15 protein-coding genes are annotated in these 14,232 nt (G+C 67.6%); 7 read left to right on the forward strand and 8 right to left on the reverse strand.

Annotated features, from left to right (window positions below):
• Nucleotides 1-76: 76 nt before the first annotated feature.
• Nucleotides 77-463, forward strand: coding sequence for an aldo/keto reductase (locus tag ACUWEX_RS08360; protein ID WP_445997629.1), 387 nt, complete (start codon nucleotides 77-79; stop codon nucleotides 461-463).
• A gap of 740 nt (nucleotides 464-1,203) precedes the next feature.
• On the opposite strand, the gene ACUWEX_RS08365 is transcribed toward ACUWEX_RS08360, so the two are convergent.
• Nucleotides 1,204-1,569 (reverse strand): MerR family transcriptional regulator, encoded by a 366-nt coding sequence (locus ACUWEX_RS08365; protein ID WP_445997630.1) that lies wholly within the window; start codon nucleotides 1,567-1,569, stop codon nucleotides 1,204-1,206.
• Nucleotides 1,570-1,768: 199 nt separating this feature from the next.
• Between ACUWEX_RS08365 and ACUWEX_RS08370 the strand changes: the two genes are divergently transcribed.
• A complete protein-coding gene (locus ACUWEX_RS08370; protein ID WP_445995928.1) occupies nucleotides 1,769-3,295 on the forward strand; it encodes a SulP family inorganic anion transporter in 1,527 nt (508 codons plus the stop codon).
• Between the two features lie 76 nt (nucleotides 3,296-3,371).
• Here ACUWEX_RS08370 and ACUWEX_RS08375 read toward each other — a convergent pair whose 3' ends face one another.
• Nucleotides 3,372-3,815 carry a hypothetical protein gene (locus ACUWEX_RS08375; RefSeq protein ID WP_445995929.1) on the reverse strand — a complete coding sequence of 148 codons (444 nt, stop codon included), beginning with the start codon at nucleotides 3,813-3,815 and terminating at the stop codon, nucleotides 3,372-3,374.
• Nucleotides 3,816-4,023: 208 nt separating this feature from the next.
• Between ACUWEX_RS08375 and ACUWEX_RS08380 the strand changes: the two genes are divergently transcribed.
• Both ACUWEX_RS08380 and ACUWEX_RS08385 read left to right on the forward strand, forming a co-directional pair.
• Nucleotides 4,024-4,227, forward strand: coding sequence for a hypothetical protein (locus ACUWEX_RS08380; RefSeq protein WP_445995930.1), 204 nt, complete (start codon nucleotides 4,024-4,026; stop codon nucleotides 4,225-4,227).
• Between the two features lie 17 nt (nucleotides 4,228-4,244).
• The gene (locus ACUWEX_RS08385) at nucleotides 4,245-4,703 is read left to right on the forward strand and encodes a BLUF domain-containing protein (RefSeq protein WP_445995931.1); all 459 of its coding nucleotides are present in this window, start codon (nucleotides 4,245-4,247) and stop codon (nucleotides 4,701-4,703) included.
• Here ACUWEX_RS08385 and ACUWEX_RS08390 read toward each other — a convergent pair.
• The 3 genes from ACUWEX_RS08390 to ACUWEX_RS08400 form a co-directional block, all read right to left on the reverse strand.
• Nucleotides 4,698-6,791: a cytochrome c oxidase assembly protein gene (locus ACUWEX_RS08390; RefSeq protein ID WP_445995932.1), complete on the reverse strand. Its 2,094-nt coding sequence runs from the start codon at nucleotides 6,789-6,791 to the stop codon at nucleotides 4,698-4,700. The two genes, ACUWEX_RS08385 and ACUWEX_RS08390, sit on opposite strands and share 6 nt — an antisense overlap.
• A 164-nt stretch (nucleotides 6,792-6,955) precedes the next feature.
• A complete protein-coding gene (locus ACUWEX_RS08395) occupies nucleotides 6,956-7,633 on the reverse strand; it encodes a hypothetical protein (protein WP_445995933.1) in 678 nt (225 codons plus the stop codon).
• 61 nt (nucleotides 7,634-7,694) lie between these two features.
• The gene (locus ACUWEX_RS08400) at nucleotides 7,695-8,495 is read right to left on the reverse strand and encodes an NAD(P)H-binding protein (RefSeq protein ID WP_445995934.1); all 801 of its coding nucleotides are present in this window, start codon (nucleotides 8,493-8,495) and stop codon (nucleotides 7,695-7,697) included.
• A 79-nt stretch (nucleotides 8,496-8,574) separates the two neighbouring features.
• On the opposite strand from ACUWEX_RS08400, the gene ACUWEX_RS08405 reads away from it, so the two are divergent.
• From ACUWEX_RS08405 to ACUWEX_RS08415, 3 genes are all read left to right on the forward strand, one after another.
• Nucleotides 8,575-8,988 (forward strand): winged helix-turn-helix transcriptional regulator, encoded by a 414-nt coding sequence (locus ACUWEX_RS08405; protein ID WP_079727653.1) that lies wholly within the window; start codon nucleotides 8,575-8,577, stop codon nucleotides 8,986-8,988.
• A 159-nt stretch (nucleotides 8,989-9,147) separates the two neighbouring features.
• Nucleotides 9,148-10,128: a diacylglycerol/lipid kinase family protein gene (locus tag ACUWEX_RS08410; protein ID WP_445995935.1), complete on the forward strand. Its 981-nt coding sequence runs from the start codon at nucleotides 9,148-9,150 to the stop codon at nucleotides 10,126-10,128.
• A gap of 26 nt (nucleotides 10,129-10,154) precedes the next feature.
• Entirely contained in the window at nucleotides 10,155-11,015 is an 861-nt protein-coding gene (locus tag ACUWEX_RS08415; protein ID WP_445997631.1) for a UbiA family prenyltransferase, read from the forward strand.
• Between the two features lie 56 nt (nucleotides 11,016-11,071).
• Here the strand turns inward: ACUWEX_RS08415 and ACUWEX_RS08420 are convergent, their stop codons facing one another.
• From ACUWEX_RS08420 to ACUWEX_RS08430, 3 genes are read right to left on the reverse strand one after another with little or no spacing between them, the layout of a single operon-like run.
• On the reverse strand, nucleotides 11,072-12,214 hold the full coding sequence (locus tag ACUWEX_RS08420) for an FAD-dependent oxidoreductase (RefSeq protein WP_445995936.1): 1,143 nt from the start codon (nucleotides 12,212-12,214) through the stop codon (nucleotides 11,072-11,074).
• Nucleotides 12,207-12,977, reverse strand: coding sequence for a class I SAM-dependent methyltransferase (locus ACUWEX_RS08425; protein ID WP_445995937.1), 771 nt, complete (start codon nucleotides 12,975-12,977; stop codon nucleotides 12,207-12,209). The genes ACUWEX_RS08420 and ACUWEX_RS08425 overlap by 8 nt, the downstream gene beginning before the upstream one ends.
• Nucleotides 12,974-14,227 carry a type III polyketide synthase gene (locus ACUWEX_RS08430; protein ID WP_445995938.1) on the reverse strand — a complete coding sequence of 418 codons (1,254 nt, stop codon included), beginning with the start codon at nucleotides 14,225-14,227 and terminating at the stop codon, nucleotides 12,974-12,976. The genes ACUWEX_RS08425 and ACUWEX_RS08430 overlap by 4 nt, the downstream gene beginning before the upstream one ends.
• Nucleotides 14,228-14,232 lie beyond the last annotated feature (5 nt).

The raw sequence follows: 14,232 nt of genomic DNA on the forward strand, positions 1-14,232 counted from the left end.
ATCGATCCGGCCGTTGCACTCGAGGACCAGATCGGCACATTAAAAGGTCCTCCAGGACGAAGGAAAAATCCGGCACATCGGCCTCAGCGAGGTCACAGTTGCCGAGGCCGAGGCCGCCCTCAAGGTCGCCCCCATCGTGTCGGTCCAGAACCTCTACAACCTCGCCCAGCGCAACGCCGAGGCGCTGCTCGACTGGGCCACGGACCGGAACATCGGGTTCATTCCCTGGTTCCCGTTGGCGACCGGCGGACTCACCGGCGAGAACAGCCCACTTACAACGCTCGCAGCGGCCCGAGGTGCGTCGCCCGCGCAGCTGGCCCTCGCCTGGCTCCTCAAGAGGAGTCCCGTCGTCCTCCCCATACCGGGCACGTCGAGCGTCGCCCATCTCGAAGACAACCTTCGCGCTGCGTCCATCGAGCTCAGTGATTCGGAGTTCGATGCACTCTCTCAGGCGATCCGGTAGCGTGCTAAAGCCTTAGTAGCAGGTGGAGGCGAGCCTGCAGGCGCAGACCCCGCGACGGCTATCGTGACGAGCACTAGCGTCCTGGCAGAGGTCGAGCACTCGCGTCGTCGGGCAGAGCCGGAGCGCCGAGCCGCTGTGAACCGAAAACGGTGTCAAAACTGCTGTCCATTTCAAAACTGATTTCCAGATCTTGATTCCGGGCAGTTTCTTGAACAGCAGTTTTGACACCTTTGTGAACTACCATTCAGCGCTATGTGTTCGGCAGCTCAATAACGATCGTTTCTGAGGAGCTGCGTCGACCGCCGATCGGCTGGCGGCTGGCGGCTGGCGGCCGCGATGCGCGGTGCCTGCTCGGGGACTGCCCATTCCTAGCTCGTCTATCGAACACTCGTATCTCTTCGGCATCAGCGACACCGTCAAATGTCAGCGAAAAACCCAGATCCGCACGGCAAATCCCGAGAGTGGAGCAGCGCAATAAATCACCGTTGCGCGCTCGGATTCGTCATTCAGGCAACTTCAAATCAAGCCGACGAGACGCCTCATAACTCATGTGATTCGAGACGCTGACGCCTTGCCGGCAGCCAGATCGATGCGCCAAATAGCGATCACAGAACGCCGCCACACAGCGCCGAAAGTCACAGGCGGATCTCACGCGGTGAGAAACGCGTCCGGTGAGGGATCCCCTATCGGACATGCCGCTCGGCGAGCTCGAGCGCACCGAGGCCACCACCGCGGAGCTTTTATTGCCGTGTGAGTAGCGCGAGGAATTCGTCCGCGTAGGCAAGGTTCTGGCGGAGCTTTTCCCGGCGCTGCTCAACCTCGTCGATGAACCGCGCGAGACGTTCCCGGACGGCCGGAGCATCAACCGCGTCGGCATCGGATGTGGGGAGCTCGTCGACGACATCGAGCAGCTCGGCCATTTCCTCGAGGGTGAAACCGAGAGGTTTCATGCGGCGGATCAGCAGAAGCCGGCTCACGTCCTCCGCCGTGTAGACGCGGAAGCCGCCTTCGGTGCGTGCGGAGACCTTGAGGAGACCAACGTCGTCGTAGTGGCGGAGGGTGCGCAGGGAGAGGCCAGTCTTTTCCGCCACTTCACCGATATGCATCACTTTTGCATCGTATCCCGAGTCTCGACGACTCCGTTTGCAACCCTACCCTTACGTGAGGGTAGAGTTGCTTGTTGTTGATAGGACATCTCTACTTCCCCACCATCCGGACAGTTCTCGGATGCTGGTTTGCGCAACGGGGCGCCACACATGCCAATCCGGCGCCCTCGAGAGGGCGCCCCAGCACGAAGGAGCCATGATGGCTAACTCACAAAAGAATCCGGCGATCCATAAAGACCGGTACTCCCCCGAACCCTCGGTCCTCACCGCTCTGAAGACCCCGCGCATCCTGACCCGCGAAGTTCTCGCCGGACTCGTCGTCGCCATGGCGCTGATCCCTGAGGCGATCTCCTTCTCAATTATCGCCGGCGTCGACCCCCGGGTGGGCCTGTTCTCCTCGTTCGTGATGGCTGTATCGATCGCGTTCCTGGGCGGCCGCCCCGCCATGATCACGGCGGCGACCGGTGCAATCGCGCTCGTTATCGCACCCGTCGCCCGCGACTACGGCCTCGACTACTTCATCGCTACCGTGATCCTCGCCGGCATCTTCCAGATCCTTCTGGCCGTGCTCGGTGTCGCGAAACTCATGCGCTTCATCCCGAGAAGCGTCATGGTCGGCTTCGTGAACGCTCTGGCGATTTTGATCTTCACCGCGCAACTACCGCACCTGATCGGTGTGCCCTGGCTGGTCTACCCGCTCGTCGCAGTCGGTGTGATCATCATGGTCGTCATGCCACGCCTGACAAAGATCGTGCCGGCACCCCTCGTCGCTATCGTTCTCCTGACCGTCGCCACCGTCGTCACCGCGGTGAACGTGCCGACCGTGGGCGATGAAGGCGAGCTGCCTCGCAGCCTTCCCTCACTGTTCTTCCCCAACGTTCCGTTGACGTGGGAAACGTTCCGGATCATCGCCCCGTACGCAGTCGCGATGGCCCTAGTCGGACTGCTCGAATCACTGATGACCGCAAAACTCGTCGACGACGTCACCGACACCCACTCCCGGAAGACACGCGAGGCATGGGGCCAGGGTGCAGCGAACATGCTGTCCGGTCTCTTCGGCGGCATGGGTGGCTGCGCAATGATCGGTCAAACCATGATCAACGTCAAAGCATCCGGAGCCCGCACCCGCATCTCCACCTTCCTCGCAGGCGTGTTCCTCCTCATCCTGGTGGTCGGACTCGGAGACATCGTGGCCATCATCCCCATGGCCGCACTGGTCGCCGTGATGATCATGGTTTCCGTGGCCACCTTCGACTGGCACAGCATCAAACCCGCCACCCTCAAAGCGATGCCGAAAAGCGAAACCATCGTCATGGTCGCAACCGTCGTCGTGGTCGTCGCAACCCACAACCTCGCCATCGGCGTGATCGTCGGCGTCGTCGCCGCAATGGTCCTCTTCGCCCGCCGCGTCGCCCACTTCGCGACCGTGGTCCGCGACATCCGAATCACCGACACCTTCGAGACAGCCCACTACGTCGTCAACGGGGAACTCTTCTTTGCCTCGAGCAACGACCTCACAACCCAGTTCGAATACGCCGACGACCCCGAACACGTGATCATCGACATGTCCGGGTCGCACATCTGGGATGCCTCAACCGTCGCCGCCCTTGACGCCATCACCAGCAAATACGAACGCCACGGCAAGACCGCCACAATCATCGGCCTCAACCAGGCCAGCACCTCAATGCGAGACCGCCTGGCCGGGAACCTCGGCGCCGGACACTGAGTGCGTTCTATCTCGCCGTCGACGCGTTGACGTTTGACCGCTGCGGCACAGAGCTCCCGTGTGCCCCACAATCACATCATCGCGTGGATCTCGAAGCCCGCGGGGCCCATTGCCACCACAGCGCGTGGTGCTCGCCTTCTTCGACGCTGAACTGCGTGCCACACACGGTGCACGCGCACTCGTAAGTCGTCGGCCATCCGGAATCGACTCGGCCGAGGATTGTCGCGTGCCCGCGCTCTTCCTCCCGGGCCGGGCTGAAAGCGAGCAGTCGTGGATAATCGTCGCACCAGCACCGCCACGTGCGATAGGTCTGCACTTTGTCGAGGGCGTGCGCGAGGGCGTCGCGGTTCGGCCGGATCATCCCTCCCAGCTCGATGTCCGCCGTTGCCCGCCGAATGTCTGGGAGCGCCGACCGGAGGGTCTCGAGCATCTCGATATCGCGCGTGCCGATGACCTCCCACGAGGCCCGCCAAATGCGGTCGGGGTCGCGGGAGAGCAAAGCACTGAGCGTGTCGGTCACCCGGCCAGGCTACCGGCCCATCGACCACCCTATTCGTCGAAAAATATCAAGGGCCCCCGGGTGAAGCCGCGGTGGTGAGCGATCAGCGGCAGAATGGATGCATGAGCCGACCTCGTGTTCCTGTGACGCGCTTGCGGCGAGAAAGCGCCCGCGATCGGTCGGGTGCCCGAGCATGAACGTGCGAGCCACCGTGACAGAACACTCCCCCGTGATCGAGCCTACCTGGGCCCGCGTCGAAGCCGACTTCTACGTGGGCAGCCGCGCCGGCGAGTTCCTCGGTTACATCGACGGCAAGGGCGGCGGCGCTTTCCGGGCGTACGACACCTTCTCTCGTCCCGTCGGCGAGTTCGACACCGTGCGTGACGCGATGCACGCGGTCCTGGCGGCAACGAGCAACGGTTCGGCGCTGTAATGGCCGTGGAAACGCAGATGGTCACCGAACCGGACAACCCGACGGCGCTCCTCTCCGCCGTCTACGCGAGCGTCGCGACCCGAGACTTCAGCCGCGACCAGCTCGATGATCTGTTGCGCCAGAGTCGGCGGAACAACGGCGCATCCGATGTGACCGGAATGCTCCTGTATCGAGAGGGGCGCTTCATCCAGGTTCTCGAGGGCCCTGAGAAGACGGTGCGGGATCTTCTTGCCGTCATCAAGGCCGACACCCGGCACGAGAAGGTGCGTGTGCTGCTCGAGGAACACCTCACCGAACGCACCTTCGCCGACTGGACCATGGGGTACGAACCCATCCGTGTGCCGTCCTCCCCCGTGGCGCCGGGCTTTCGAGATTCGTTCGACGACCTCGAGAACGACGACGATCCGACGACCACGCGGCGAGCGATCCGCGAACTGACGCTGTGGTTCCGTGTGCGGGCCGCTTCGGGGTCATAGCGAGCGATCCTCACTCGGCGCGCTCTCGCCAGTCACGCTCGCTCCGGGCGCGTTTACTTCCGGCGCGCTCTCGCCGCGCCCGCCCTCGCCGAGGCGTTGCAGCCGCGAGTTGTAGGCGACGAGTTCCGCGTCTCCGTCCCTCTCCGCGCGACGGTCGTAGCGTTTCGCCGACTTCTCGTCGCTTTTCACCCACTGCGCCACCACGACCAGCGCGATCAACACGGTGGGGATTTCCCCCGCGCTCCACGCGATGCCACCGCCCACGCCCTGATCGGCGAGAAGCTGAGCGGTCGTCGCTCCCCCGAGCGCCGTCCACCACGCCTCGGCGAGCACGGCCGAGTTGGCCATGATCGTGAGGCCGAAGAAGGCGTGGAAGGCGAGGGTTGCGAGCAGCACGAGCAGGCGCATGAGGTGCGTCGGGCGATTCGGTCCCGGGTCGATGCCGATGAGCACCCAGAAGAAGAGGTAGCCCGTCGCCAGGAAGTGCACGGTCATGAAGATGTGACCCTGGTGCGCGAACATGGCCCATTCAAACCATCCCGTGTAATAGAAGACGACGAGGCTGCCCGCGAAGAGCACCGCCGCGACCGCCGGGGTCGAGAGCACCCGCAGATAGCGCGAATGCACCACGATGAGCATCCATTCACGGATGCCGCGGCCCCCGTCACTGCGCGCGGGCAGCGTGCGCAACGCCAACAAGACGGGCCCGCCGAGCACCAGCAGCGGCGGCACCACCATCATGAGCGTCATGTGCTGCAGCATGTGGGTGCTGAAGTGGACCTGCCCATAGACGGCCGGTCCCCCGCTCGTGGCATAGATGAGCGCGGCGCACCCGGCCACCCACGACACGATGCGGCCGAGCGGCCAACGATCGCCGCGTCGCCGCACACGCAGGGCCGCCCACACGTACCAGCCGGCGCCGACGAGCGCGAGGCCCGCCCACATCCAGTCGATATGCCATTCCGTGAACATGCGGAGCGGCGTGACGTCGGGCGGATAGGCGAAACCCAGCAGGCGGTGGCGGATGTCGTCGGCCACGGGTTCCTGCGACACGGGCGGCTGGCTGCGCGACAGGGCCACCGACGCGCCCATCGTCACGGCCATGACGACGACCTCGCCCACGGCCAGGCGCACGAATGCCGGTCGGTCGGAGGGGTCGCGCCGCAGACGCGGGATGAGGCGCACGCGATGCCAGGCGCCGGCGAGGCCCAACAGCACCAGTGCCGTCGTCTTGACGATCAGGAGGATGCCGTAGGGCGTGACGAGGTCGGCCGGCGAGCTGATGCGGAGCGACGCGTTCACGACACCGGAGAAGGCGACCGCGCCGAACGCCCACCCGGCCAGGAGGGAGTAGCGGGCGACGACGGCCCCCAGTTGGGCGCCGACCTTCTTGCGCAGGAGGATGACGGCCACGAGCCCGCCCGCCCACGCCGTGACGCCGATGAGGTGGATGGCGAGGCTGTTGACGGCGTTGCCGTGTTCGTCCGATCCGGCGGCGTGGCCCGACAACGACAGCGGCAGGAGCGCGGCGACACACAGGACGGCGGCCGTGGCCACCCAGGACTGCCGGCGCGCGAGCAGGGCGATCGAAAGGGCGGCGGCCACGCATCCCATCGACACCAGCATGGTCTGGCCGAGCTCGAGCTGGGTGGCGTAGAAGACGAACGTGGTGGGGAAGGACGGAGCGGTCAGGGGTACACCGATCGAGTTCGCGGCGGTGAAGATGAGCACCGCGATGCCCGCCGCGAGCCAGACGGCGGCCGACCAGCTGGCCCACCACACGGCCTTGGCCTGAGAGAAGGACATGAGGCCGGGGACGATTTTCTGACCGGGCAGCCAGAACGTGGCGGCGAGGAGCAGACCGATGGTCACGGAGGCGGCGGCATCGTGCAGCACGCGCGCGATGGGGAGACCCCAGGTGACCAACTCCCCCGGGTTGGTGAGCAACTGACCGCGGCCGAGTTCGCCCGTGAGGGAGAGGCCGAGGAGAGTGGCGGCGACGGCGAGCGGAACCGCGAGCGTGAGGGCGATGGCGGTGAAACTGGGCGGCGTCGGGTTCCAGGCGGGGATGTCTCTGTTTTCGGCCACGGTCAGTGGCTCCTTCCTGAGCGGCCGGCCGCAGCCGTACCGCTCGATGACCTCGCCGAGGTGACGCGTTCTCAGGCGTCGACGACGGCAACACGAAACGCGACACGGGAACGCAGGGGCCGCACGGCGCGGCATCCGGCGTCACCGGCAGCGGGAATCGCTGCTCAGGTCGCGAGAGGGAGTGAGGGGAAGGAGAGTGCGGGTGGGCCGCGGTGCGACCGCGTGGCGGGATAGACGCTGAGCGACAGAGGAAGCGAGACCGTCTCGACGATGGCGCGAGCAGCGGCGCTGGATGGAACGGGGATGACGGAGACGACGGGGAGCAGAACGCGCACGAGCGCGATCGCGAGCGTGCGGAGTCGCCGAACGACCCGCTCGCCTTGATAGACCGCGAGGATCGTGACCACGGCCGCCAGCGCGTGGGCCGCCCACATGGTCGCGTGTTCGTGTGCGTGCGCGGGCGCCCCAGCAGGGGTACCACCGGGCGGAGTCGCGATCAGAAGCGGGGCGACGGACGACCCCTGGCCGCCGTGCCCCACGTGCCCCGTGTGCCCCGCTCCCCCGGTTGCCGACGACGCGGACGCGTTGCCCGCGCTCCCGAGAACGAACAGGGCGTGGAACAGCACCTGACTGGCGATTACCGACGCCGACACGCGAATGACCGAGAGGCGTCGACCGGCCAGGGGAACGCAGACGGCCGTTGCGAGAACGAGCGGCACGAGGATGCCGAGCAGCCCGGGCACCTCTCCCCCGCCCGCCACGTGCGACAGCAACGCCACGAAGGTCGACACGATCGCGGCCAGCGCGCCCCGCAGGGCTCGGGCCGAACGCGTCGAGGTCATACAACCATTCTCGCAGGCCCTCGACAAGTGAGCCGGCCAGGCGGCCGGTCGTTTACGTGCGCTAGCGTCCCGCGCTCGCCGACTCGGCCGCAACCTGCGCGGCGTCCCGTGGCTCGCGGCCGAGCAGCGTGCGCAGGTCGGTGCCCGGTTCGGCCAAGAAACCGTGCCGCACCGACGTGAAGATCGACATCAGCATCGCGGGCTGGAAGGGCTTCAGGCCGGCAGCATCCAATTCGCACCGTTTGTCCTGGAGCGAGACATCGACGAGGTCGACCCCGAGACGGGTCGCGACATCGGTCGCCGACACCGGTTCGCCGACGAGGTCGTAGGTGCGGCCCGTGTGGCGGTCGGGATGCTCGGCGACAACTGCGGCAGCCTCGGCCAGGTCGGCGCGGGCCACCGCAGCCAAGGCCCCGTCCCCGAAGGCCGAGGTCAGGCGCGGCCCGTCCCAGCCGAAGAGCGAGCCGAACAGCTCTGCATAGAGGCCGTTGCGCAGGATGGTCCAGGACAGCGAGCTCGAGCGCAGCCGCCGTTCCGTCCACCAATGCGCCAGCGCGAATGCGAGGTGGTCCCCGTCCGACGCCAGGCTCGTGTACACGACATGCCGCACGCCATCCCGTTCGGCCGCCGCAATCGCGGCCCCGTGACGCGCGATGACCACGTCGTCCTCCGCCTCCCCGGCCGAGACGAGAACGAGTGTGTCCACGCCCGCGAACGAGATGCCCGCGGGATCGTCGAAATCGATGACGGGGCCGCGCGGGGACGGCGAGCGGCTGCTGCCCTGGGCAGCTGTTCCGCGCTCGGAGAGGACGGAGAGGATGGCGTGGCCGAGCTGGCCGCTGGCGCCGGTGACAAGAATCACGTGAGGACCTTTCGGGGTTCTGATGCCTAACTAAGCTGATTGTGATCGCCCGTTTCGACCGCCACAAGGAGGCACTCTCGTGTCAGTGACGCACACCGACGTAACCGCCACCCTCGATCCGTGCGGCGCGAGCGACCACCCCGATTGCGGCATCCGAGACATGCTCGACCGCGTCGGCGACACGTGGACGGTCATGGTCGTCGTCGAATTGGGTGCGTCGGAGCGCCGCTTCGGCGAGCTGCAGCGCGCCATCGACGGCATCTCGCAACGCATGCTCACGCTCACGCTGCGTCGCCTCGAACGCGACGGGCTCGTGAACCGCACGGTGTTCCCGACGGTCCCCGCCCAGGTGTCCTATGCGCTGACCGAATCGGGTGCGCGGCTCACCCACCTGATCAAGGCGCTCGCCGACTGGTCGCTGGCCGAGCGCGACGCGATCGCCGCTGCCCGGCAACACTACGACGACGCGCATCCGGGCCACGCCATCCGCTGAGCCGCCCGTCACCCGCACCAGCACCAGCACCAGCACCAGCACCAGCACCAGCACCAGCGCTACCATGCTTAGTCCCCCGGCGGGTAGCCCCCGCCCGGTTGCCGGCCGAAATCGCCCGCGCACATAAGGTAGAGCCTGACCCGAACCCGAGGATGTCTTATGACCGATGTAGCCACGAAAACCGCCGCCGTCGTCTACAACCCGATCAAGGTCGACCTTGACGTGTTGCGCGAGACCGTCGACCGTGAGGCCGCAGCCGCGGGCTGGGGCGAGACGCGCTGGTACGAGACATCCGTCGAGGATGTCGGACAGGGTGTCACGCGCACCGCCATCGACGACGGCGCCGACCTCATCTTCGCGGCCGGCGGAGACGGAACCGTGCGCGCCGTCTCGGAGGCCGTGCGTGGAACCGGCGTGCCCGTCGCCCTGCTGCCGTCGGGCACGGGCAACCTCCTGGCCCGCAACCTGCACCTCACCCTGAACGACATGCCCGGATCGGTGCAGTATGCGTTCTCGGGCGCCGACCGCGAGATCGACCTCGGCGTCATCGACATCGAGCGTGCCGACCAGTCGCGCGAGAAGCACGTCTTCGTCGTGATGGCGGGTCTCGGCATCGACGCCAAGATGATCAAGAACACCGACGACGACCTGAAGAAGAAGGCCGGCTGGGCCGCCTACGTGAAGGCCATCGTGACCTCGCTGCGCGACCCCGACGAGTTGCATGTGCGCTTCCAGCTCGACGGCCACAAGCCCGAGCGTCGCACCGTGCACACGCTCATCCTCGGCAACTGCGGTTCGTTGCCCGCCAACATTCTGCTGCTGCCCGACGCGAAGGTCGACGACGGCCTGTTCGACGTCATGATGATGCGCCCCAAGGGTGTGCTCGGCTGGATCCGCGTCTGGCTCAAGGTGGCCTGGACCAACGGCGTCGTCATGCGCACGAAGGCCGGCCGTGCCCTCGCGGGTCAGCGCAAGAACGACCGCGACATCCGCTACGAGACCGGCGAGACATTCGTCGCGCGCTTCTCGCGCCCCGAAGAGATCGAACTCGACGGCGATACGTTCGGCGAGGTCGTGGCCTTCAACGCCCGCATCGAACCCGGCGCGATGATCGTGCGCGTGCCCGCCGACGCGGCGTGAGCCCAAATCGCCGACACGACGTGAGCGTGCTCGGGCGGGCCAAGCTGCTCGCACTGTCGTCGCATCCAGGGCCGACGGTCGCCGTGACGACGCTGTCGGTCATCCTGGGCATCGCGGTGGGTCTGGATGCCTGGCGCGTCGTGCTCGTGGGCCTCGCCATCCTGGCCGGGCAGCTGTCCATCGGTCTCTCGAACGACTGGATCGACGCCCGGCGTGACACCGCGGTCGGGCGCACCGATAAGCCCATCGCATCGGGTGCCATCGCGGCCTCGACCGTGCGCAACGCCGCCTTCGTCACGGCCGTCGTGGCCGTCGTGCTCTCCTTCGCGCTCAGCGTTGGCACGGGCCTCGCCCACACGATCCTCATCGCCTCGGGGTGGGCCTACAACGCCGGTCTCAAACGCACGGCCTTCTCGCTCGTGCCGTTCCTCGTGAGTTTCGGATTGCTGCCGAGCGTCGTGACGCTCGCGGCGGCGGAACCGTCGGCCGCCGCGTGGTGGGCCACGGCGACGGGGGCCGTGCTCGGCATCCCCATCCACTTCACCAACGTGCTGCCCGACCTCGACGACGACGCGCGCACGGGGGTCTCGGGGCTGCCGCACCGGCTCGGCCGCCGCGCCACGGGGACGATCGCCTTCGTCGCGCTGGTCGTCGGCGCGGCCTTCGTCATGCTGGGCCCGGTGATCGACGCGGGTTTCGCGGCAGGTCCGAACGTGCTCGCGGTTGCGGGATTCGTGATCGTCACAGCGATTGCCGTGGTCGGCATCGTGCTCGTTCTCACCCGGCCGCCGAGCCGCTTGTTATTCCAGCTCATCATCGTGTCGGCGCTCGTGTTGGTCGCGCAGCTCGCGGTCAGCGGTGGCACCATCCTGGCGACCGCTCGCTAGAAGAGCCCGGCCGGCCGGCGGCGAGGCGTCGCGGAGGCGGTCGCGAGCCGACTCCGCTAGATGAGCTTCATGGCATAGACCTGCGCCAGAAAACCGGATGCCGGTGACTTCAGCAGCCCCCCGAGTGCGAGGTTGCGCCCCGCCATCGTCAGGGACGATGCCCGGCGCCCGAGAGCCATATTGATCTCGGCCTGCCGGGCGGCGCGACGTGCGGCGACACCCCGCTCGCGGGCGTAGTCCGCGGCACGATCGGGCGACACCGAACCCCGGCGCACCGTGGTCGCAACCAGCGGGAGGAGCGCCTGGGCGTCCAACCATCCGAGGTTCATGCCCTGGCCGCCGATGGGCGAGATCTCGTGGGCCGCGTCGCCGATCAGGGCCACACGCCGGCCGAGGACCCGTTCGACGAAGCGGCGGCGCACCGTGAAGGCGCTCAGCATGAGGTTGGTCGAGGGTTCGACCGCGGCCCCGGTGCGGGCAGCGACGAGTTCGGCCACACGGTCCGCGTCGGGCTGCTCCATCATGGCGTCGGTGGCGACGACGAAGCGGCGCAGACCGCTGGGCAGCGGGAACGATTCGACGACGCCGCGTCGCTCGAGGTGGATGATCGCGTCGGACTCGTCGCCCGTGTCATCCCGGAAATCGCCCATGACGAACGTGTCGGGGTAGAACCGCGTGGACACGCGGATGCCGAGCAAACGTCGCACGGTGCTGCGCGGGCCGTCGGCGCCGATGACGAACCGCGCACGCTCGGTCACGGTGCTGCCGTCGGCGGCGGTGCCCGTGACGGCGACGTGGCCGGGGTGCTCTTCGAGACCCGAGACCGCGATACCCCGACGGAGCGCGCCCGGCGCGAGCTCGGCCAACTTCTGCTCGAGATTGGCCTCGGTGCGGTACTGCGGCAGCGAGAGCACGAACGGGAAGCGCTCGGACACTCCCCCGAACGACAGCGTTCCGACCGTGCGACCGCCGCTGCGAGCCACGCCGCGGCGAATCGGGATACCTTCGGCGATCAGCTGATCGGCCAGGTTCAGGCGTTCGAAGATGCCGAGGGCGGGCGGGTGGATGCCGATGGCCCGGGACAGCGTGGCCGGCTGCTCGCGCTTCTCCCACACCGCGACGTCGAGGCCACGGTCGGCAGCGAGGGCGGCCATCATGAGCCCGACGGGGCCTCCGCCGACGACGATGAGGTCATGCATGGGACGCTCCCCGCCGGCGGGCGGCTTGGTCGAATTCGAGCCGCACGCGGAACGGTTTCTGCCCACACACGGTCCAGCCGGCCGGGGCGACCCGCGCCAGCTCGTCGACGCGGAAGCTGCGGCGGATCGACAGCAACCCGTCGACGTGGATGAACGAGCGCCGCGATACGGGCCAGGTTGCGATCTGGTAGGCGCGGTAGGCGACGGGCGAGCGCTCGAGGTCGCTGTGCACCACGAACCGGTCGGCCAGGGCCTCGGAGTCGGCGAGCAGGTCGGCGCGCTGGGCATCGTCGAGGTGATGGAGAAGATGATTGGAGGTCACGATGTCGAAGCGGTCGCCGCGCTCGACGAGGTCGCGGCTCGAGGCCGCCTCGAAGCGCACACCCGGTCGTTCGGGGCGCGAGACGGCGAAGGCGTAGGCGCGCTCGTCCGGGTCGATTCCGGTGACGCTCAGCCGATAGCCGTCGCGGTGGGCCCAGCGGGCGAGGGAGCGGGCGATGTCGCCGCCGCCAGAGCCGATGTCGAGCAGCGTGTTCTCGCGCGTGGCCGAGAGGCGGGGCCGGATGCGGCTGCGGTAGACGTCTTTCCACCCCGACACGAGCGCGTTGATCACGCGGAAGTCGCGGTAGGTGGCGTCGAGCAGGGCGGCGTTGCAGCGCGGGTCGTCCATGAGCTCGACGAGGCCGGCGTCTCGCCGCGAGAAGTCGGGGCGGCGGGGCGTGGATGCCGGGGCGAGGGGTTTCGTGTTCGTTGCGCGGCTCATGCGGCGACCCGTTTCGTGAGGAGGGCGCTCTCGACCGTGAGCCCCGGGCCGAATGCCATGGCGCAGATGCGTTCGTTGCGCGCGCTTGCACCTGCACCTGCACCCGCGCCCGCGCCCGCGGCATCCTCGTCGTGCAGGATCTCGCGCAACACGAACAGCACGGTCGCGCTCGACATGTTGCCGTAGTCGCGCAACACCCGCCGCGACTCGACCATCTGAGCATCACTCAGCTTCACGGCATCCTGAACCTTGTCGAGGATGCTGCGCCCGCCCGGATGGATCGCCCACCGCTCGATATCGGCGCTCGCCTCGGGCCGCGACTCCCCCAGCCGCGCCAACAGCGGGTCGAGCGCCCCCTCGATGTGCTTCTCGATGATCGACGGCACATAGCTCGACAACACCATCTCGAAACCGTGATCGCCGATTTTCCAGGCCATATCCGTCTCGCCGACCGGCGTCAGAACCGTCTCGAAGGCGTCGAGGTCGAGCACGGCGTGACCGGCCGGGGCGTCGCGCGACGTCACGATGGCGGCGGCAGCCCCGTCGGCGAACACCGACGACGCGACGATGGTGTCGGGGTCGTTCGACGACGAGATGTGCAGGGAACAGAGTTCGATCGAGACGACGAGCACGACGGCATCCGGGTCGGCCAGGCAGAAGTCGCGGGCCGCGCGCAGGGCCGGGAAGGCGCCGTAGCAGCCCATGAAACCCAGGTGATAGCGCTGCGTCGACGCCCGCAGGCCGAGGTCGCGAACGAGGCGATAGTCGGGGCCGGGCGCGAAGAAACCCGTGCAGGAGACGGTGACGACGTGCGTGACATCCGCGGCCGTCAGACCCCCGGATGTCTCGAGCGCCCGCCGCGCCGCCGCGAGGAACAGCTCGGGCGACCGGTCGATGTACACCTCGTTGCGCACCCCCGTCGTCGGGTTGCGCAGCACACCCGTCGCGCGGTCGATGAAGACGCCGAGGGCATCGTCGGCGGGTCGAGACCCGTCGCCGTCGCGATCGCGGGACGGGTCAGCGTCGGCGTCGGCGTCGGCGTCGGCGCCACCCTCACCGCCGAATTCGGCGCCCAACTCGTCGAGCACGGTGTGCCGCGTCTCGATAGCCGACGCGTTGAAGGCCGCCCCGATCAAACGGTCGGCCAGGCGCCCCATCCCGGGCTGCGCACGAAACAGGTCCCGCACCTCGGGTTGTCTGATGATCGTTTTCGGCACGGCTGTTTCGAGGGATCGGACGCTCACGGGCATACGTC

The organism is Okibacterium fritillariae, assembly GCF_052783725.1.